The organism is Streptomyces sp. NPDC001056, assembly GCF_053598955.1.
Window position 1 is genome coordinate 97,615 of sequence record NZ_JBSFLI010000013.1, and the last position, 19,717, is coordinate 117,331.

At 70.2% G+C, this 19,717-nt stretch carries 16 protein-coding genes; 9 read left to right on the forward strand and 7 right to left on the reverse strand.

Annotation, left to right across the window (positions count from 1 at the left end; all coding sequences use genetic code 11):
- Window positions 1-237 precede the first annotated feature (237 nt).
- Window positions 238-1,404 (reverse strand): DUF3631 domain-containing protein, encoded by a 1,167-nt coding sequence (locus tag ACWDD7_RS17740; protein ID WP_285562187.1) that lies wholly within the window; start codon window positions 1,402-1,404, stop codon window positions 238-240.
- A gap of 678 nt (window positions 1,405-2,082) precedes the next feature.
- Window positions 2,083-2,316 carry a helix-turn-helix transcriptional regulator gene (locus ACWDD7_RS17745; protein ID WP_285562188.1) on the reverse strand — a complete coding sequence of 78 codons (234 nt, stop codon included), beginning with the start codon at window positions 2,314-2,316 and terminating at the stop codon, window positions 2,083-2,085.
- A gap of 658 nt (window positions 2,317-2,974) precedes the next feature.
- On the opposite strand from ACWDD7_RS17745, the gene ACWDD7_RS17750 reads away from it, so the two are divergent.
- Complete coding sequence (locus ACWDD7_RS17750) at window positions 2,975-4,312, forward strand: tyrosine-type recombinase/integrase (protein ID WP_450458026.1); 1,338 nt, start codon at window positions 2,975-2,977, stop codon at window positions 4,310-4,312.
- A gap of 67 nt (window positions 4,313-4,379) precedes the next feature.
- Here the strand turns inward: ACWDD7_RS17750 and ACWDD7_RS17755 are convergent, their stop codons facing one another.
- Window positions 4,380-4,817: a hypothetical protein gene (locus ACWDD7_RS17755; protein ID WP_351864508.1), complete on the reverse strand. Its 438-nt coding sequence runs from the start codon at window positions 4,815-4,817 to the stop codon at window positions 4,380-4,382.
- Between the two features lie 836 nt (window positions 4,818-5,653).
- Here ACWDD7_RS17755 and hemL point away from each other — a divergent pair.
- The 8 genes from hemL to ACWDD7_RS17795 all read left to right on the forward strand — a co-directional run bounded on the left by hemL (window position 5,654) and on the right by ACWDD7_RS17795 (window position 13,801).
- Window positions 5,654-6,970, forward strand: a complete 1,317-nt coding sequence (gene hemL / locus ACWDD7_RS17760) for a glutamate-1-semialdehyde 2,1-aminomutase (protein ID WP_450458027.1) — start codon at window positions 5,654-5,656, stop codon at window positions 6,968-6,970.
- 53 nt (window positions 6,971-7,023) lie between these two features.
- Window positions 7,024-7,671 (forward strand): histidine phosphatase family protein, encoded by a 648-nt coding sequence (locus ACWDD7_RS17765; RefSeq protein WP_351864638.1) that lies wholly within the window; start codon window positions 7,024-7,026, stop codon window positions 7,669-7,671.
- A gap of 129 nt (window positions 7,672-7,800) precedes the next feature.
- Window positions 7,801-9,051 (forward strand): polysaccharide deacetylase family protein, encoded by a 1,251-nt coding sequence (locus ACWDD7_RS17770; protein WP_450457971.1) that lies wholly within the window; start codon window positions 7,801-7,803, stop codon window positions 9,049-9,051.
- Window positions 9,052-9,168: 117 nt separating this feature from the next.
- Window positions 9,169-9,759, forward strand: coding sequence for a TlpA family protein disulfide reductase (locus ACWDD7_RS17775; RefSeq protein WP_450457972.1), 591 nt, complete (start codon window positions 9,169-9,171; stop codon window positions 9,757-9,759).
- A gap of 31 nt (window positions 9,760-9,790) precedes the next feature.
- The gene (locus ACWDD7_RS17780; RefSeq protein ID WP_450458028.1) at window positions 9,791-10,543 is read left to right on the forward strand and encodes a cytochrome c biogenesis CcdA family protein; all 753 of its coding nucleotides are present in this window, start codon (window positions 9,791-9,793) and stop codon (window positions 10,541-10,543) included.
- Window positions 10,544-10,546: 3 nt separating this feature from the next.
- Complete coding sequence (resB, locus tag ACWDD7_RS17785; RefSeq protein ID WP_450457974.1) at window positions 10,547-12,259, forward strand: cytochrome c biogenesis protein ResB; 1,713 nt, start codon at window positions 10,547-10,549, stop codon at window positions 12,257-12,259.
- Window positions 12,256-13,365 (forward strand): c-type cytochrome biogenesis protein CcsB, encoded by a 1,110-nt coding sequence (gene ccsB / locus ACWDD7_RS17790; protein WP_351864494.1) that lies wholly within the window; start codon window positions 12,256-12,258, stop codon window positions 13,363-13,365. Before resB ends, ccsB begins: the two co-directional genes overlap by 4 nt.
- A gap of 25 nt (window positions 13,366-13,390) precedes the next feature.
- Window positions 13,391-13,801 (forward strand): hypothetical protein, encoded by a 411-nt coding sequence (locus tag ACWDD7_RS17795; RefSeq protein ID WP_450457975.1) that lies wholly within the window; start codon window positions 13,391-13,393, stop codon window positions 13,799-13,801.
- A gap of 8 nt (window positions 13,802-13,809) precedes the next feature.
- Here ACWDD7_RS17795 and ACWDD7_RS17800 read toward each other — a convergent pair whose 3' ends face one another.
- From ACWDD7_RS17800 to ACWDD7_RS17815, 4 genes are all read right to left on the reverse strand, one after another.
- Window positions 13,810-15,333, reverse strand: coding sequence for an ABC transporter substrate-binding protein (locus ACWDD7_RS17800; RefSeq protein WP_450457976.1), 1,524 nt, complete (start codon window positions 15,331-15,333; stop codon window positions 13,810-13,812).
- Window positions 15,333-17,417: a hypothetical protein gene (locus ACWDD7_RS17805; protein ID WP_450457977.1), complete on the reverse strand. Its 2,085-nt coding sequence runs from the start codon at window positions 17,415-17,417 to the stop codon at window positions 15,333-15,335. Before ACWDD7_RS17805 ends, ACWDD7_RS17800 begins: the two co-directional genes overlap by 1 nt.
- Window positions 17,418-17,503: 86 nt before the next feature.
- Window positions 17,504-18,910 carry a condensation domain-containing protein gene (locus tag ACWDD7_RS17810; protein ID WP_450457978.1) on the reverse strand — a complete coding sequence of 469 codons (1,407 nt, stop codon included), beginning with the start codon at window positions 18,908-18,910 and terminating at the stop codon, window positions 17,504-17,506.
- Between the two features lie 160 nt (window positions 18,911-19,070).
- Window positions 19,071-19,679 carry a TetR/AcrR family transcriptional regulator gene (locus tag ACWDD7_RS17815; protein WP_450457980.1) on the reverse strand — a complete coding sequence of 203 codons (609 nt, stop codon included), beginning with the start codon at window positions 19,677-19,679 and terminating at the stop codon, window positions 19,071-19,073.
- Window positions 19,680-19,717: the final 38 nt, after the last annotated feature.

Consider the following 19,717-nt stretch of genomic DNA (forward strand, 5'->3'; position numbering starts at 1 on the left):
TGGGCGTCTGCTGTTGAGCTGTGGGGAGTTCGTGGTGCTCTTCGTGCATGGGGGTGCTCCGGTGCTGAGGGGGCGGGAGATGTGTCACGTGCGTCGCATGCGTCCCATGCCTGGTCAGCACAGGTACGGACGCGCGGGCAGGTACGGAGATGTCCGTCCCGGTGAGGACATCCGTCCCCGCGCTGACCTGCGCGGGGACGGATGCGACGCAGTGATACGGACCCAGGGGGAGGCGGGTCAGCGGGCGCGTTTGGGGCCGGCGGTGCCGCCGGGCGGGCCGATGGGCAGCGAGCCCGCCGGGGCGGCGGGCGGCTTGCCCTGGGCCGGGCGCGCGGGCGTGGCGTCGTGCGTGGGGGCAGGCGCCGTCTCGGCGAGGTCGGGGCAGTGTCGGGCCCAGCTGTCGAGGAACCGGTTACGGGCGTACCCCTTCGCCTGCCTGCCTTTATCGAACCGGTAGTTGGCCGGACGGATATCGAAGTCCCGGAGCATTCTGCCCAGGTAGTAGGCGTTGAGTCCCTTGGTGCCGTGCTCCGCCCAGGGGGCGTCGGGGTCCTGGAGCAAGGCGGCGACCAGATCCTGGCTGGACAGGGCCTCGGGGTTGCCGTGTGCCTCGAAGACGCGGTGGATGTCGCGCAGCAACCGCGTTTTCAGGTTGGTCTGCTCGTCCTGGACGGCCTCGAACCGGGTCATCGCCACACAGGCCGCACGCGCACTGGCGGGCCAGTGGCCGCCGGCCAGGTCGGCGATGATGACCAGCGGTTCCCAGGTGTCCGCCGCCCGGTCTTCCACCGGCATCGTCGGCGCCATGCGGCCGGCTGTGCCGCGCAGCGGTCCCAGCCAGGTGGCCAGCTTGTCCCGCAGTGCGTTCAGCTCCGGTGTGGCGTAGCGCGAGCGGAACGGGGTCACCTTCTCGCCCGGCTTGCGCTTTTGCATGCGGAGCACGACCGCCCGGTCTGTGATCGTGTCGGGCAGGTCGCCGATCGAGGCCAGCGCGGCCATGGCGAAGGTCGGATACGGGGTCGGCTTGTGCTCCGGACCGGAGATGCGCCAGGCCGGCCGGTTGCGCTGGTGTCCGGCGTTCAGCAGGCCGCGCAGTTCCTCGTTCTCGCCAGCCTTGCTGAAGATGGTGTCGGCCTCGTCCACCAGGATCGTGCGCGGGTTCATGCCGATGACGCGGAACAGCACCGCCGTGGACATGTTCACCGTCATGATCGGCTGGTGCACGGTCTCGTGGAGCACGTCCAGAACACGGGACTTGCCGCAGCCCTTCGTCGGGCCTACGACCGCCAGACGCGGCGCGTGCTGCAGAACGGTCTGGATGTGCGTGGCCGCCACCCACAGGGTGACCGCTGTCAGCGCCTCCTCGCTGGGCAGCACGACGTACTTGCCGATCGCCGCCCGCAACTCATCCAGCAGTTCCGCACCCTTGCCAGAACCCTGTTCCCTGGGGCCTGCCGGTCCCCGAGGAGGCCGGGAGCCGGTCCCGTGATCCGGTCCCCGTGCGTCGACGGGACCGGTCCCCTCCTGCTGGGCGGTTCCCGCCACGGGGTTGTCGGTCCCCAGCGACTGGCGCAGACCGTGATCACGGTCCCCGCTGCGGTCCCCTGGTGCAACTGCAGCCTCTTGGGGACCGGTCCCCATTTTGACGCCGCTGACCTGCGGATTTGCGTCGGATGTCAATACGGGGACCGGGACGTGCGGGGACCGAGCAGCGGCCACGTCGCGGGGACGGTCCCCAACAGCGGCATCAGCAGACGGCTGGGGACGGTCCCCGTGTGCTTCCACATCCGCCGAGTGCTCGACGGTCCCCGACGCCGGGGACCGTGTGTCCGCCTGATCTCTGCGGCGCCAGGGGATGCCTTCGCCGGGGACCGCGGGAGTGGGCCAGCCGGTCGGGGAGGTGTTCGTGGAGCTGGGGGACGTAGAGTCCTCCATAGGCGTTCCTCTCCGGTGAGGGGCAGGACGGGCAATGTCCCGCTCCTCACCAGCTCATTCGTTCAGGGATGGGCGATCAGTTGGAAGTCTTCGGCCCTCGGCGTTGGCGCGCCGGGGGCTGCTTCGTTGTTCGCGCCAGACGCGGGGTCAGGCCGTGAGGTCGTACGACGTCCGGGCATCCAGCCACGCGTCCACCTCCCGCCAGCGGTAGCGCAGGTGACGGCCGACCTTGTGGACGCTGGGGCCGATGCCCCGGTACTTCCACTGGTAGAGGGTCTTCACCGGTACCCCGAGGTACGCGGCCACGTCGGCGGGAGTGGCGAGTTGGTCACGCTCGGCGCCGGCAAGGCGCGGGGAGTTGTTCGGCAATGAGGTCTCCATATAGGAATCAGAGTTTTGGATGGCAAGCGTGGGCAACACATCCACACCACCTGGGAAGCGTCCAGAGTGAATTCTGGAACCCCCGGCTACTTTCCTCGGCATCGCCGGGGAAGACCAAAACAGTAAGGGCGGATCCCCGGTTGCCGAAATCGCTCCCACTAAAGCCGAAATTTTCTGGGGCGCAGTAACTGGCTGAAGTGCCGGAATCCGGTACCTCAGCAGCTCAGAGGCGGCGTCCAGCGCTGAGGAGTGACGTGGCCAGTCCAGCGGACATCGCGCCCGATAGTCGCTCAAATCGCCCACTTCTTTGATACGGAGGGAAGGTAGCACAACCTCCCCGCCGAAACGGCTCGTGATGTGCCGAAATTCGACGAGACGAACATCACTTCGCCCTCGGGTGACTTTTGGAGAGTTTAAGAACTAACTCTTGCCATGACGGCCGACTGCAAGTTACAGCTTTTTGTCATGCCCAACCGACCTATCGAAATAGGCCCCGCCGGCCTCCACACCGCCCGCGCTATCGAGCACCTACGCCTCGTGCGCAGCCAGCTCGCGACCCCGCCCGCAGTCCTGTTGCTCCCGTGGCTGACGCGCATCGCCACGCCCTACGCCACCGCCCAGTCCCCTAACCCCATCCAGGAGGCCCTTCTTGGCTGACGTGTACGACCGCTGGCACAAGTCCCACCCCAAGCCCGCCGAGGCCGAGTGCGGCGAACACAAGAGCCGTACGAAGCGGATGGTCCCCACCGCCGACCACGGCATCGGCAAGCGCTGGCAGGTCCGTTACCGCGACCTGGACGGCCATCAGCGCAAGGAGAACTTCCACACGAAGGCCGAGGCGGACAACCGCGCCGCCGAGGTCGACGTCGAAATCCGGCGCGGCTCCTACGTCGTCCCGGCCGAGACGAAGCAGACGCTCGGCGCCTACGCGCAGAAGTGGCTCGACGCGAACTCCGTCGGCCCGACGACCGCGCTCCGCTACGAGGCTACGGTCCGCAACCACATCGTCGAGCACCTCGGCCGACGCGAGCTGCGGTCCCTCAACCAGCCCTCGATCATTCAGGGTTGGATTCGCACGCTCCAAGACGCCGAACTGGAGGTGTCGACGATCGAGGGCATCTTCGACATCCTCTCCAGCATCCTCGGCATGGCCGTGGAGGACGGGCTGCTGCCGAAGAACCCCTGCAAGGCGAAGTCGGTCAAGTTGCCGACGGCGACCAAGAAGAGGATCATCCCTTGGTCGTTGGAGCGCGTGCGAGCGGTCATCGCCGCTCTCCCGAAGCGCTTCCAGGCCGGCGGCAAGCTCGCCTTCGGCTGTGGCCTGCGCCAGGGCGAGGTGTTCGGCTTCGCCGTCGAGGACATCGACTTCAAGGGCGGCTGGATCCACATCAACCGCCAGGTGCGGCTCGTCGGCACGAAGCCCGTCTTTGCCCTCCCCAAGGGCAACAAGATCCGGTCGGTGCCCCTACCGGCCCAGCTTGCCGTCGCCGTCAAGGCCCACATGAAGGAGTTCCCGGCGGTCGAGGTCACCCTGCCCTGGGCCAAGCCGGACGGTGAGCCGAAGACCTTCCACCTCCTCTTCGTCGACGCGAAGGAGCGGGCGTACAACCGCAGCGTCTTCAACATGGGCGACTGGAAGCGCGCCCTGGCCGCCGCCGGCGTGATCCCTCCCCGCGAGCGCGGCGCGCGCTACCTCCAGGCGGCCCCCGAGGACGGCATGCACGCCCTCCGGCACGCTTACGCCTCCGTACTCCTGGACGCGGGGGAAAGCATCAAGGCGCTCTCCGAGTACCTCGGTCACTCGGACCCGGGTTTCACGCTGCGGACGTACACGCACCTGCTGCCGTCCAGCGAGACCCGCACCCGCAAGGCGATCGACGACGCTTTCACGGAAACGGAAGCCGAGGCGAAAGACGACGGCCCCCCGCCCGCCGCCCAGGGCACATCCGTGCCCCCAACGAAACCAATGTGCCCTCAATGTGCCCTGGCCGCCTGACGGCCCCTCTCCGGCACTGAAAAGGGCGAGGCCCGAAGACCCCGCCCGATCCGCAAGAAACCCCAGTTCAGGGCCACACCAGGCAGTACGCCTGATGCCCCGCCTCATGCAGCCGGTGCGAGAAGTCCTGCCACTCGTGCAGCAACTGGTACACGTTGAACGCGTCCCGCGGGCCGCCCCGGTCCGGGACCGTCGACCAGATGAAGGCCGCGGCGCCGACGGCTTCCTCGCCGATGCCGCGCAGGGGGTCCACGACGGTCATGGGGAGTTTGACGACGGCGTAGTCGGGGTGCAGGACGACCAGTTCGAGGGGCGGGACCTTGTGCAGGGGGATGCCCTCGATGCCCGTCAGGACCATCGCGGCCATCGTCTCCGGCTTGATCCTGGTGAACATGCCGTTCATGCCCAGCTCGTCGCCGCCGAGTTCCTCGGGGCGCATCGAGATGGGGACGCGGGCCGCGGTCGCGCCGTCCGGTGCGCCGAAGTACTTGTAGGTCACCCCCACCCGGCCACCACTCCCGCTCCCCGCCTCCAGGCGCTCGGCCCGGGGGCCGCGCCGCCGGCCACCCGCGCGGCCGGACCGCCGCTCCGACGGAGGGTCCGAGGGGAGTTCCCGGGGGAAGTCCGAAGGGCCGCCGCCCACGTTCCGGGGAAAGTCCGCCGTACGGTCCGGGGTCCGGGGAAAGTCCGCCGTACGGTCCGGGGTCCGGGGAAAGTCCGCCGTACGGTCCGGGGTCCGGGGAAAGTCCGTCGTACGGTCCGCGGCTCTGTCCCCGCGAAGGTCTCTGGGAAAGTCCGCCGTCCGATCTCCCCGAACCTCTCTCGGGACGTCCACCGGCCGCTCGGCGCCCCGCTCGGTCTGCTGGTCGTGCAGACGTTCGCTCTGCCGCTCGTACCGCTCGGGCTCGCCCGCCGCACCCTGTGTATGACGTGCTTCGGTCGCTTCCTCCGCTTCGCGCCGGTGCCTTCCCCGCCGGGCACGTCGAGGACCGAGGTCATCGGTCCCCTCGCCCAGTCCGCCACCGCGATGCATATCTCCACCCGACTGCTTTTCTAGGACGCGTGGCCCCCGCCGCGCAACCCGATCATCGTGTCAGTGACCTCCCCCACGGCCGCCCGCCGAAACGTGCGGTGGAACAACAGTCCACGGGGATCCGCCCGGTCCCTGATCCTTCCGTGCCCAGGAGCTGTGTGTGTCAGGTCTCAGTCTCGCAGATGGCGGACCGGAGCGGCGCGGAACTGCGGGCGGGCCGTCACCACGCCCGGCCGGCGGCCTACCCTGAGGAGGTCACCCCGCAACCGGAGTCCGAGAAGCCGGAGAAGCCGCACGTCATGAGTGCCCTGAGCGAAACGCCCTATCCCTACGACGCGCCCGTCTCCCAGGCGCTCTTCGACCGTGCCTCCGCCGTCACGCCCGGGGGTGTGAACTCCCCGGTGCGCGCCTTCCGCGCCGTCGGCGGCACGCCCCGCTTCATGGTGTCCGGCCGCGGCCCCTACCTCACCGACGCCGACGGGCGGGAGTACGTCGACCTCGTCTGCTCCTGGGGCCCGATGATCCTCGGCCACGCGCACCCCGAGGTCATCGCCGCCGTCCAGGAGGCCGTCGCCCGCGGTACGAGCTTCGGCACGCCCGGCGAGGGCGAGGTCGCGCTCGCCGAGGAGATCGTCGCCCGGGTCGAGCCCGTGGAGCAGGTGCGGCTGGTGAGCAGCGGCACCGAGGCGACCATGAGCGCCATCCGGCTTGCCCGCGGCTTCACCGGGCGGTCCAAGGTGATCAAGTTCGCCGGCTGCTACCACGGGCACGTGGACGCCCTGCTGGCCGCCGCGGGCTCCGGCGTGGCCACCTTCGCGCTGCCCGACACCCCCGGTGTCACCGGTGCCCAGGCGAGCGACACGATCGTGCTGCCGTACAACGACCTGGAGGCCGTGCAGGAGGCGTTCCACCGCCACCCCGGCGAGATCGCCTGTGTGATCACCGAGGCCTCGCCCGGCAACATGGGTGTGGTGCCGCCGTCCCCCGGGTTCAACCAGGGCCTCAGGGACGCCTGCCACAAGAACGGCGCCCTCTACATCTCCGACGAGGTCATGACCGGCTTCCGTACCAGCCGCGCCGGCTGGTACGGCGTCGACGGGGTCAAGCCCGACCTGATGACCTTCGGCAAGGTGATGGGCGGCGGGTTCCCCGCCGCCGCCTTCGGCGGACGGGCGGACGTCATGGCGCATCTCGCGCCCGCCGGACCCGTCTACCAGGCCGGCACCCTCTCCGGGAACCCCGTCGCCACCGCCGCCGGCCTCGCCCAGCTGCGGCTGCTGGACGAGGCGGCGTACGACACCGTCGACGCCGTCTCCGCGCAGATCCGGTCCCTGGTCACCGAGGCGCTGAGCAAGGAGGGCGTGGCACACCGGCTGCAGAACGCGTCCAACATGTTCTCCGTGTTCTTCACCGACCGTCAGGTGCGCAACTACGAGGACGCCAAGCGGCAGGAGTCGTACCGCTTCACCGCGTTCTTCCACTCGCTGCTGTCGAACGGCGTCTACCTGCCGCCGTCGTCCTTCGAGTCCTGGTTCGTGTCCACGGCCCACGACGAGCGGGCCGTCCAGAAGATCGCCGACGCCCTTCCGGCGGCGGCCCGTGCGGCTGCGGAGGCCACCGCGTGACCATCGGAAACAGCGTGAGCGGCAGCGCCAAGGACGTCACCGTCGTCCATCTCATGCGGCACGGGGAGGTGGAGAACCCGAGCGGCGTGCTGTACGGCCGGCTGCCCGGCTACCACCTCTCCGAGCTGGGGCGGCGGATGGCCGACCGGGTCGCCGAGCACCTCGCCCCGCGCGACATCACCTACGTCTGCGCCTCCCCGCTGGAGCGCGCGCAGGAGACCGCCGCCCCGATCGCCAAGGCGCACGGCCTCGACCTGGACACCGACGAGCGGCTGATCGAGGCCGAGAACGTCTTCCAGGGCAAGACCTTCGGCGTGGGCGACGGCGCGCTCCGGCGACCGGGGAACTGGAAGCACCTCGTCAACCCGTTCCGGCCGTCCTGGGGCGAACCGTACGTGGACCAGGTCGTGCGGATGATGGGCGCGTTGAACGCGGCCAAGGACCAGGCGCGCGGCCACGAGGCGGTGCTGGTCAGCCATCAGCTGCCGGTGTGGATCGTGCGGTCGTACGTCGAGCGGCGGCGGCTGTGGCACGACCCGCGCAAGCGGCAGTGCACCCTCGCGTCGCTGACGACCTTCACCTACCTCGGCGACAAGATCGTGTCCGTGGGCTACAGCGAGCCCGCCATCGATCTGGTCCCCGCGCATCTGCGGGCCGGGGCCCAGCCGCAGAAGGGCGGCGGGAAGGCCTTCGGCGCCTGACCCGCAGCGGCACTTACTGCGCTTTTGCCGGGAGTATTACGAAAAACATACAAGTTCACGGAACCCCCCCGATCGTCGCGTCCTCTGTCTGGGTGACCACCAGCACGCGCGACGAATCGGGGATTCCTCATGCGCACCGTCTCCCGGAACCTCTCCCGCAGGGGAATGCTCGGCCTCGGCGTGGGCGCGGCGGCCGCCGCCACGCTGTCCGGCTGCGGAAGCCTCACATCGTCGGACGGCGACGGGCACGCGGGCGGTTCCCACCAGGCGCAGGGCGGCAAGGAGCGGCCGGCCAAGCTGATCGGCGACGGCTCCACCTCCTTCACCGGTAAGCAGCCGGGCCGGCCCGCGAAGCCCGAGCCGCTGGAGCCGGGGCAGACCCCGCCGCAGTTCGTCGTCTTCTCCTGGGACGGCGCCGGCGAGGTCGGCAACGGCCTCTTCCCGCGCTTCCTGGACCTCGCCAAGGAGCACGGCGCGCACATGACCTTCTTCCTCTCGGGGCTGTACCTGCTCCCCGAGAGCAAGAAGCGGATGTACGAGCCCCCGAACAACCCGCGCGGCGCCTCCGCCATCGGCTACCTCACCGACGAGCACGTCAGGGCCACCCTCACCAACGTCCGCCGGGCATGGCTGGAGGGCCACGAGATAGGCACCCACTTCAACGGGCATTTCTGCGGCGAGACGCACGGTTCGGTCAAGTGGTGGACGCCACAGCAGTGGAGGAGCGAGATCGAGCAGGCGAAGTCCTTCGTCAAGGAGTGGAAGACCAACACCGGCTGGCACGACCTGCCCGCGCTCCCCTTCGACTACGACAAGGAGCTGGCCGGCGGCCGCACCCCCTGTCTGCTGGGCCAGGACAACCTGCTGCCCACCGCCCGCCAGCTGGGCTGGCGTTACGACGCCTCGTCCCCGGGCGGCCGCCAGGTGTGGCCGGTGAAGCGGCAGGGGATCTGGGATCTGCCGTTGCAGCAGGTGCCGTTCCCCGGGCACAGCTTCGAAGTGCTGTCCATGGACTACAACATGCTGGCGAACCAGTCCGTGAACTCCACCAAGGCGCCCGCCTACAACTACCCGGGCTGGCGCAAGCAGTCCGCGGCGGCGTACATCGCCGGCTTCCAGCGGGCGTACGAGACGAACCGGGCGCCGTTCTTCGTCGGCAACCACTTCGAGCAGTGGAACGGCGGCATCTACATGGACTCCGTCGAGGAGGCCTTCAAGCACATCGCGGCCCAGCGGGACAAGGGCGCCGACGTGCGGCTCGTCTCCTTCAAGCAGTTCGTGGACTGGATCGACGTCCAGAAGCCCGAGGTGCTCGACAAGCTGCGCACCCTGGAGGTCGGGCAGCAGCCCGCGGGTGGCTGGAAGACGTTCCTCGCCTGACGCTCCCACAGCCGAAAATCGCCCGGAATGTCCCATGTAAATAGCTCCTGAAATGCGGTTTTCCGTACCACGGGGGGGTGCGCGAGAACCCCGGGAGCGACATGCGAAACTTTTCACATGAGTACCCGTAGCCGCGCCGTCCTGCTCAGCGCTGTGGCCGTCACCGCGGCCCTGTCCCTGTCCGCGTGTGGCAAGGGCGGCACTTCGGGCGGCGGCGGCAACACCAACTTCGTCACCGGCAACAACGGCATCGACACCGTGTCGGCGAACGAGCGCGCCGCGGCCCCGGACCTGTCCGGCAGGACGATCGACGGCAAGAACGTGGACGTGGCCGACTACAAGGGCCAGGTCGTCGTCATCAACGTCTGGGGCTCGTGGTGCAGCCCCTGCCGGGAAGAGGCCCAGTACTTCGCCAAGGTGTCCAAGGCGTACGAGGGCAAGGGCGTGCAGTTCGTCGGGATCAACACCCGCGACTCCAGCACGACTCCCGCGGTCGCGTTCGAGAAGTCGCACGGGATCACCTACCCGAGCCTGTACGACCCCACGGGCAAGCTCATGCTGCGCTTCAAGAAGGGCACCCTGAACCCCCAGCTGATCCCTTCCACGCTCGTCATCGACCGGCACGGGAAGGTCGCCGCGCGAGCCCTGGAGGCGTTGGACGACACCACGCTGCTGAAGATGCTCAAGCCGGTCGTCGCGGAGAAGTGACGTGGTCGCGACCGTGACGCTGGGCCAGACGGTGACGCTGGCCGCGAACAACCAGACAGTGCTCCACGGGGCACTGCTGGTCGCGCTGCCCGTCGCCCTGCTCGGCGGGCTCGTCTCCTTCTTCTCGCCCTGTGTGCTGCCGCTGGTGCCCGGCTACCTCTCCTACGTCACCGGGGTGGTCGGCACCGACCTGGCCGAGGCCCGGCGCGGGCGCATGGCGGCCGGCGCCGCCCTGTTCGTGCTCGGCTTCAGCGCGGTGTTCGTCTCCGGCGGGGCGCTGTTCGGGTCCTTCGGCTGGACCCTCCAGGAGCACAAGGACACGCTGTCCAAGGTGCTCGGCGTCGTCATGATCCTCATGGGCGTCTTCTTCATGGGGCTGATGCCCTGGTTCACCCAGCGCGAGTTCCGCTTCCACCAGCGCCCCTCCACCGGTCTGGTCGGCGCGCCGATAGTGGGCGCGCTGTTCGGGGTCGGCTGGACGCCCTGCATCGGTCCGACCCTCGCGTCGGTGAACATGCTGGCGATGCAGGAGTCGAGCGCCGGGCGCGGGGCGGTCCTGATGGTCGCCTACTGCCTGGGTCTCGGCGTGCCCTTCGTCCTGGCGGCCGTGGCCTTCCGCAAGGCCCTGGGCGCCTTCGGCTGGGTCAAACGCCACTATGTGTGGGTGATGCGCATCGGCGGCACGATGATGATCGTGACCGGTGTGCTGCTGCTGACCGGTGCCTGGGACAGTCTGGTGCAGCAGATGCAGACCTGGTCCAACGGCTTCACTGTGGGGATCTGATCGATGAGCAAGACCGAAACCGACGCCGGCCGGGACCAGGAGGACCTCGGCGCCGCCGGCTCCCAGCTGTCCACCGCTCCGACCGAGGAGCCGCTCTCCGGCATGCCCGCCCTCGGGGTCGTCGGCTGGATCCGCTGGTTCTGGCGGCAGCTGACGTCCATGCGGGTCGCGCTGCTGCTGCTCCTGCTGCTGTCGCTCGCCGCGATCCCCGGATCGCTGATCCCGCAGACCGGCGCCGACGTCAACAAGGTCGACGCCTTCAAGGACATGCACAAGACGCTTGCGCCGGTCTACGACAAGCTCGGCCTGTTCCACGTCTACAGCTCGGTGTGGTTCTCCGCGATCTACATCCTGCTGTTCATCTCCCTCATCGGCTGCATCGTGCCGCGCACCTGGCAGTTCGTCGGCCAGCTGCGCGGCCGTCCGCCGGGCGCGCCCAAGCGGCTGACCCGGCTGCCCGCGTACACGACGTGGCGGACGACGGCCGAGCCCGAGGAGGTGCGCGCGGCCGCGCTCGCGCTGCTGCGCAAGCGCCGCTTCCGCGCCCACACCGAGGGCGACGCGGTCGCCGCCGAGAAGGGCTATGTGCGTGAACTGGGCAACCTGGTCTTCCACGTCGCCCTGATCGTGCTGCTGATCTCCTTCGCCTGGGGCCAGATGTACAAGTCGGACGGCACCAAGCTGATGGTGGAGGGCGACGGCTTCTCCAACGCGCTGCCGATGTACGACGACTTCAAGTCGGGCAGCCTGTTCCAGCCGGACGGGCTGGTGCCGTTCAGCTTCGACCTGAAGAAGTTCACCGGCACCTACGAGGTCAGCGGGCCCAACCGGGGCACGCCCCGCACCTACCAGGCGAAGATCGACTACAGCGTGGGCGCGGACGGCGCGCGGAAGACGACGACCATCAAGGTCAACGAGCCGCTGCACATCGGCGACTCCAAGGTCTACCTCGTCAGCCACGGCTACGCCCCCGTCGTCACGGTCCGCGACGGCAAGGGCAAGATCGTCTACAAGGACGCCGTGCCCCTGCTGCCGCTCGACGGCAACGTCACCTCCAACGGTGTGGTCAAGGTGATGGACGGCTACACGAACCCGCAGGGCAAGAGCGAGCAGCTCGGCTTCCAGGCGTTCTTCGTGCCCACCTTCGACCCGAAGGCCGGCACGATGCTGTCGCAGTTCCCGGCGCTGGTGAACCCGCTGCTCGCGGTGAACGCCTACCACGGCGACCTGGGCGTGGACGCGGGCATCCCGCAGAGCGTGTACCAGCTCGACAAGACCCACATGAAGGCGTTCAAGGACGACAAGGGCCAGCTGCTGAAGAAGCTGCTCAAGCCCGGCGACACCCTGACGCTGCCGAACGGCGCGGGCTCGATCACCTTCGAGAAGGACGTCAAGCAGTGGGCCGGCTTCGAGATCGTCCAGGAGCCGGGCAGCGCCTGGGCCCTGGCCGGCGCGCTCGCCGCCATCTTCGGCCTGGCCGCGTCCCTGTTCATCCAGCGCCGCCGCGTGTGGGTGCGGGCGGTGCGTGGCGCCGACGGCGTGACGGTCGTCGAGATGGCGGGGCTCGGCCGCAGCGAGTCCGCGAAGCTGCCGGAGGAACTGGGCGACCTCGCCGGAATCCTCTACGACCAGGCGCCGGGGGCACCCGACCCCGACGACGACCCTTCCACCTCCCCCGACCCTCACGTCGTACCTGCCGAAGGGGCTGAGAAGTGACTCTCGCCGCCGCAACACAGTTGGCCGTCGCGACCAACGAGCATCTCGCGAGCATGAGCAACACGCTCATCTACTCCGCGATGGCCGTCTACACCCTGGCCTTCTTTGCCTACATCGCCGAATGGATCTTCGGCAGCCGCAGCAAGGTGGCCCGTACCGCCAACGCGCTCACCGCCGGCACCGCCGACACGGTCCAGAAGGTGAGCCGTCCGGCCGTCACCGTCCAGAAGGCGGGCGGCACCGCCGTACTGGAGCGCCCGAAGGTCGTCGTCCGCTCGGCGACCGGTTCCCGCGACGTGCCGGACGGGCCCGGCGCGCACGGCGGGGACGTCCAGGGCGACCTGTACGGCCGGATCGCCGTGTCGCTGACCGTGCTGGCCTTCGTGGTGCAGCTGGCCGGTGTGGTCGCCCGCGCGGCCTCGGTGCAGCGGGCGCCGTGGGGCAACATGTACGAGTTCAGCATCACGTTCACCACGGTCGCCGTCGGCGTGTACCTGGCGCTGCTGGGCCTGAAGAAGAACGTGCGCTGGCTGGGCCTGTTCCTGACCACCACGGTGCTGCTGCTCCTCGGCCTCGCCGTGACCGTGCTCTACACGGCCAGCGACCAGCTGGTCCCGGCCCTGCACTCGTACTGGCTGTACATCCACGTCTCCACCGCGATCTTCTGCGGCGCGGTGTTCTACGTCGGCGCGGTCGCCACCATCCTGTACCTGTTCAAGGACTCGTACGAGAACAAGCTGGAGGCCGGGATCAAGCCGGGCTCCTTCGCGTCCTCGGTCCTGGAGCGGCTGCCCGCCTCCGTCTCCCTGGACAAGTTCGCCTACCGCATCAACGCGGCCGTCTTCCCGCTGTGGACGTTCACGATCATCGCGGGCGCGATCTGGGCGGGCGACGCCTGGGGCCGCTACTGGAACTGGGACCCGAAGGAGACCTGGTCGTTCATCACCTGGGTCGCCTACGCCTGCTACCTGCACGCCCGTGCGACGGCCGGCTGGAAGGGCCGCAAGGCCGCCTACCTGGCGATGATCGCGTTCGCCTGTTGGCTGTTCAACTTCTACGGCGTGAACATCTTCGTCAGCGGCAAGCACTCCTACGCGGGCGTGTGAGCCGAGGGTCGCCCACACTGGAGTCATGAGCGGTTCCATCGCACAGGGCACCAGTCAGACCCACGGGAACACGCACATACTCCACTTCCTGGTGCGGCTCCCGAGGCCCATGGAAGACGTCTGGACGGCGGTGGCCACCCCCGAGGGGATCGGGGCGTGGTGCACCGCCGTCCACGCTCTCGAACCCCGGCTCGACGGCGCCGTCTCGCTGCGGGGCCTCGGCTCGGGGCGGGTCACCGCGTGGGACGTGGACCGGGTCGCGGAGTACACCCTCGACGAGGGCGGCGGCCGGCTGCGGTTCCACCTGGAGCGGGACGGGGCGGCGGAGTGCGTGCTGCGCTTCACCCACGAGTTCCAGGGCGAGAGCGGCCCTTCGGACATGGACTGGCGCCGTAAATTCGAACAACTGATCACCATGCTGGGGGCGGCGCCCTGACCCCGCCCTCAGGTCATCGGACAGTTCTCGGTCGGGGGCCTGCCCTGCGGCCAGGCCAGCTGGACGAACTGCGTGCCGTTCTTCGCGTTGAGCCGCACGATCGGGACGGCCTTGTCATAGGGGTTGCCGTGCCCGTCCAGGCAGATCCAACCGCTCGCCCCGTGCACCTTCAGCGGGCCCCGGACGTGCGACCAGGCACGTCCGACAGCCGAGAGAGGGGGTGTCTTCCCGCCCCGCGGCACCGAGTGGTGGATGCCGTTCACCGCGAGCTGCATCGCGTCGTAGCCGATGATCAGCTGGCCGTCGTCGAGCGCGACCGGGCCGATCGGCCTCCGCTTGTCGTTGTCCAGCAGCCCCTTCAGGATGTCGTAGTCCGCCGTGGAGCCGCCGGTCTTCGGCGGGTTCTTCGCCCAGGCGTCCGGATGGGCGAGGGACGTGTAGAGCAAGGTGATGTTGTTCCCCAGGGCGTCCCGGTCCAGGTTCTTGTCGTAGGTGAGGTAGGACGCCTCGTCGCCGGTGAGGACCTGGAAGGAGTTGCCGGGGCAGCCGTTGTGGCCGCCCAGCGCGTTGATGAACTGCTGGAGCTGGGTGTGCCGTCCCGCGAACAGGATCGTGCGGGTGCCCTGGGAGGTGCTGCACAGCGTGGGCACGATGTTCCCGAACTCCGTCGAGGCGTCGGACCGGGCGAAGGACTGCTGCCTGTCGTACGAGATGTCCAGCAGGGACGTGAGCGACCGCTTGAGCGAGTTCGTGTACGGGTCGCCCGGATCGTCGTACACGAGGACGGGCTTGCTCGCGTTCTTCTTGGCGAAGGAGGCGAGCGCGCGGGCCTCGTCGGTGTTGGTCGGCGCCACCCGGGCGAGGCCGGGGTAGGGGTCCGGGTCCTTGCCGGGCCGTCCGTTGGCGAGGTCGTCGGCGGTGATGGAGGAGCCGACCACCGGGATGTGGTACTTGGTCAGTGCCGCGACGGCTTCCTTGTTGGGGTCGGTGCTCTGCCCTATGCCGACCACCGCCCGCAGCCGGTCCGCGCTCCGGGTCATGCGGTCCAGCTGATCGACCGTCGGCTTCCAGCTGTCCTTGCCCGTACCCGAGTTGGCGAGCACCAGACGGATCTTCGGGGGCTGCCCGGTGGGGTCGTGGTTGGCCGCGTACTGCGCGAGATAGGCGCCCTGGAGCTGGTGCCCGATGTCGTTCAGATCGGTCGGCGTGCTGGAGGTGAACGGCAGCATCAGCGCCACCGTCACGTAACTGCCCGCCTCCAGCGTGGAGTTCTCCTTGCGGATCGAATCCACCACCTGGTGGAACTGGTCCTGCCCGAAGTCGTACGGCCCGGTCGCCACGCCCAGGCACTCGCTGCCGCCCGCAGGCCGCGACACTCCCGGCGCGCACTGGCGGGCCTCGCGCATCGCGGTGCGCACCCCGAAGACCCCGCCGGCCACCAGCGCCGCCGCCAGCGCCAGGGACAGATACCGGCGCAGCGGGATCTCCCACACGTGCTCGCGTACCCAGCTCCCCATGCCCCCGCCCGCCATCAGGCCTCCCCACGCCCGTCGTCATCGGAATCCTCCGGGCCGTCCAGCGGGCGCCCGGCCAGCACCGCGGCCGGCCAGTCCCGGGAGGCCCGCCAGAGCAGCGCGCCCGCCGCGGGGCGCAGGTTGGACAGCTGTTCCAGCTCGAAGCGGAGCCGGTCGCACACCTTCGGGTCGGGCAGCACCAGCGGGTCCGTCAGCTCCCACACGGCGTGCAGCAACCGCCGTATCCGCAGGTGCAGTACGGCGTCGACGTCCCGCGGCACCGGGTAGGCGGCGTCCGTCGTCCCGAGCGCGACCGCGGCCCGCCGGTCGCCGCGCCCGCCGAAGTCGCGGCCCTCGGCGTCGTGCGCGTGGAAGTAGGGCGCGGACGCGATGAAGCGCAGGGTGCGCAGCCACACGCGGGTGTCGGCGGTGGCGAAGTCGTCCCGCAGTCGCGCGACCGCCGGCTCGGCGTCCCCGAGGGCGAGTTCGTGGTGCAGCCGGTACGGCGCCTGCTCCGGTTCCGCGTAGTGCTCGATCAGCGTCTCGTGCGCGCGGCGCCAGGACGCGTGGTCCTCGTCGCGCAGATGCAGCCTCAGCAACAGCAGCGCCCGCACGAACGGATCGCCGACGAACTGGTCCGGGACGACGGGCAGTCCCTCCGCCGCGAGCGAGGTCTGAAGAGCCCGTATGTCCGCGGGCCCGAAGGTGTCCGGCAGCAGCGCCGCGGCCAGGGCGCGGGCCGAGCCGTGGTCGTGGGCGGCGGCCAGCACGGTCAGCTCCTCCAGGTACTCGGCCGGCACCAGCCGGTCCAGCAGCGCCTGGTGGGCGGGCAGCGCCGGCTGGTCCTCGGCCGGCCGGACCTCCGCGGTGAGCAGCTCGCCCAGCGAGGTGACCCCGGGCAGGTGCTGGGCGGCCGACTGGGCGAGCAGCACGACACCGAGCGGGTTGCCGCCGGTCAACCGGTGGGTAGCGGACGGGAGATGGGAGGGGACGGCGGTGTCCGCGCAGAGCGCGCCGACGATGTGCAGGGTGTCGTCGGCGCTCAGCGGGGGCAGCGCGACCAGCAGGGCGCGCGAGGAGGGAGCCGGGTCCGGCGCCCAGTCGGTGCGCCGGGCGACCTCGGCCAACTGCCGGCGCGCCGCGTTGGGCAGCTCCTCGCGTCCGTCGCCGCGCCGGGCGGCCACGAAGGCGACGCGGTCGCCGATGCCCTCGGCGCGGTCGCGCAGCACGGCCGCGGTCAGCTCGGGGCCCGGTGTCGTCTGGGCGTTGTCGAGCAGCACCAGGGGCCGGCCGAGGCGCTGCATCCTCGCCATGAACCCCGTGTACGCCTCGGTGAGGTCGGCGAGCAGGGCCCGGACCAGATACCGCTCCGCGTGCTCGCGCGAGCCACCGCCGTCGCGGAAGTGCTGGGACAGCAGGATCAGCCCGCGCTGGGCGTTGCCGCCCGCGTTGGGATACGACCGGTACCACTCGGACGCCTTCTGCTGCCGGTGGCCCGTGAACCCCTCGGCGATGGACTCCAGGGTGGCCTCGATGGCGCCCGAGACCAGCGGAGTGGTGTGGGTGGTGGCCGCCACCACCTTCGCCGCGACCTTGCCCGCCCAGCGGCCGGCGAACGCGCCGAACTTCCCGCCCCGGTCGTTCAGCAGCAGGATGCGCTCGACCTCCCGGCGGATCCGGTCCGCCTCGGCGTCGCCCCAGCCGCCCGCGGCCACCGCGACCAGGCCCGCCATCAGCCGCGGGAAGGCGATCCGCCCGGCGCCGGTCACCGGCTCGGCCAGCTGCTCGGCGATCACCAGCAGCGCCGTGGCCGACGGCGACCAGGACTCGGGGGGCCGCCCCGTGGGCGGCTCGGCGAACTGGCGCGCCGCACAGTCGATCAACGCGACCGGCGTGTGCCCCTGGTAGGCGTCCCGCAGCGCGCCGAGCGCCGCGCTCTTGCCCATTCCCCGGGCGCCGGTGAGCACCACGAAGGGCGGCTCGTCCGGGTGCTCCAGGGAGTGGGCGCGATGGCGTCCGGGGACCAGGCCCACCAGGCGCGGCGCGAGGCCGGCCGGTTCCGCGTCGAAGAGCGCCCCCCGCCCGTGCAACTGTGTGTGCACCGCATCTCCCCCCTCAACAGCAGTGTAGAAAGGGGTAGTTGCTCCGTGCCAGGGCCAGTGTTGCCCGGTTGGATAACGATGTGCGCTCACGACACCGCCGACAGGCGACCGTGGCCCGCCGAGGCGATGTGGTCCCGCAGCCGTTCCACGTACAGGCGCATGTTCTTCGCGGCGACATCGGTGTCCGGGTAGCGTCCGGCCACCCACAGCCCCTCGTGCTGCCGGTTCACCCACACGCAGACCTGGTCGCCGTACGACACCCGCAGCAGCGCGTGCGCCCGCATGTCCTCCCACCGGTCGGCGCCGGGCACGGCGCGGGTGTCGACGTAGGAGACGATCGAGTACAGGTCCGGCGAGGTGGGCCGGAAGTCCGTGCCGAGCAGCGCCAGCACCCGGGCCAGCGGCATCCGGGCCAGCTTCCGGGCCGCGCCCAACTCGGCGCGCACGGCCCGCAGGACGTCCGGGAAGCCGCGGGTGCCCGTCAGCGGTACCTCGATGGGGGCGCCGCCCACGTACCAGCCCACCGAGTCGGTCCAGCGCGAGCGCACCCGGGTGTGGAACGGCACCACCGTCCGGTACACCGACTGCCCGCCCAGCTCCTGCACGATGAGCGCGGTCGCCGCGAGCACGCCGACGAGGCTCCCGCCGTACGGCCGGCAGTACGCCTCGAAGGCGGCCGCCGTCTCCGCGTCCGCGAGCGGTTCGCACAGCATCGACTGCCGGGGCAGCAGCGCACCGGGCGTGAGGCCGAGGTCCAGCGGGAAGGCCGGCAGCACGCCGCCGCCGCGCCGGATGAACTCCCGCCAGCGCGCCACGGTGTCGTGCCCGCCGTCCAGCCGGTCCGCGTCGGCCCGCTCGATCTCGCAGAAGTCGACGTAACTGGCGGCGGGGGCGGGGGTCTCGGCGGGGCGGCCCTCCGTGATCGCGGCGTACAGCCCGTGCACCTCGGCGGCGATCCGGGTCAGCGAGTAGGCGTCCACGTTGCTGTGGTCGAACGCCAGGTAGACGCTGGTGGAGTCGTCGCGCACGACGGCGGTGTAGATGAGGTTGGGCCAGCGCAGGGCGTCGGCGACGGCGTCGAACCGGTCCTGGAGATGCCGGACGAGCGCGTCGGCGTCGTCGAAGTCCCCGATCTCCTCCCGGTGGAGGGACACGTCGGCGGGGTCGAGGGTGAACCGGCGCAGTTCCTCACCGGCCCAGCGGAACCCGCTGCGCAGCGTCTCGTGCCGCAACGTCCAGGACCGCAGCGCCTCCTGGAGCGCGTCGAGGTCGGCCCGGCCCGGCAGGTCGAAGGCGGTGCCGAGCCAGGTGGGCACGAACAGCCCGTCGTCCCGTACGCACTTGGCGGTGCGGATGTGCGACTCCTGGATGTAGGCCGGCGGCCTGGAGTCCTCCGGCAACCGCGCCGCCGCCGCCACGGTGGCCGGGCTCAGCGTCCACTCGACGAGCCGTCCCGGCCGTACCCCGCAACGCTGGATGTCAGTGATTCGCACGCGTCTCCCATCGAAGAAGGGGGCCCGCTGGACAGGGCCCCCTTCAGGGCAATGCCGTGGGGGGCGACGGGGACATGCCCGCCCGGACCATTTCAACGAAACGGGTGTCAGGCCGAACGGGGGACTGATTAACCGACGGTGACCGCGTGGGTGTCGCTTCTCAGCCGGTGCCGTGGTCCGCCGCGACCGCCCGCCAGATCCGCTCGGGCAGGAGAACGGCCGCCCGGTCGAGGTCAACGTCGTCGATCCCGGACAGCCACCGCCGGGCGATCCCGACCACCGGACCGAGGATCAGGGACTCGATCAACGGGGGCTCCAGCGGCGCGAGTTCACCCCGCTCGACATACCCCTGGATCCACTGGACGAGGGGCGAGACGCGGGCCTCCTGCGCGTCCCGCAGCCGCCGCCCGTCGGCCACGGCCCGGCGGTCGGCGTGCGCCGAGTGCAGCAGTCGCGCCGCGTCCCGGTGCTCCTGCACGAAGCCCAGGTACGCCCTGACCAGCGCCCGGATACCGGTGCGCGCCGTACGCGTGTGCTCCAGCGCGGCCAGCGTCTCCCCGAGCAGGTGCCCGAGCCACCGGTCCACCAGGGCGTCCAGCAGGCCGTCGATGCTGCCGAAGTGGTGGTAGAGGCTGCCCAGACTGACGCCGCTCGTCCGGGTGATCGCGGCAACCGTCAGCCCCTGTTCGCCCGTCTCCGCGTACACGCGGAGCGCTGCGTCCAGGAGCTGTTCGACGGTGGCCTCGCCACGCTGCTGCTTGCGGCTCATTGGAGTGTTTTTCTAGAAGGATATTTTGTTTCGGTGGG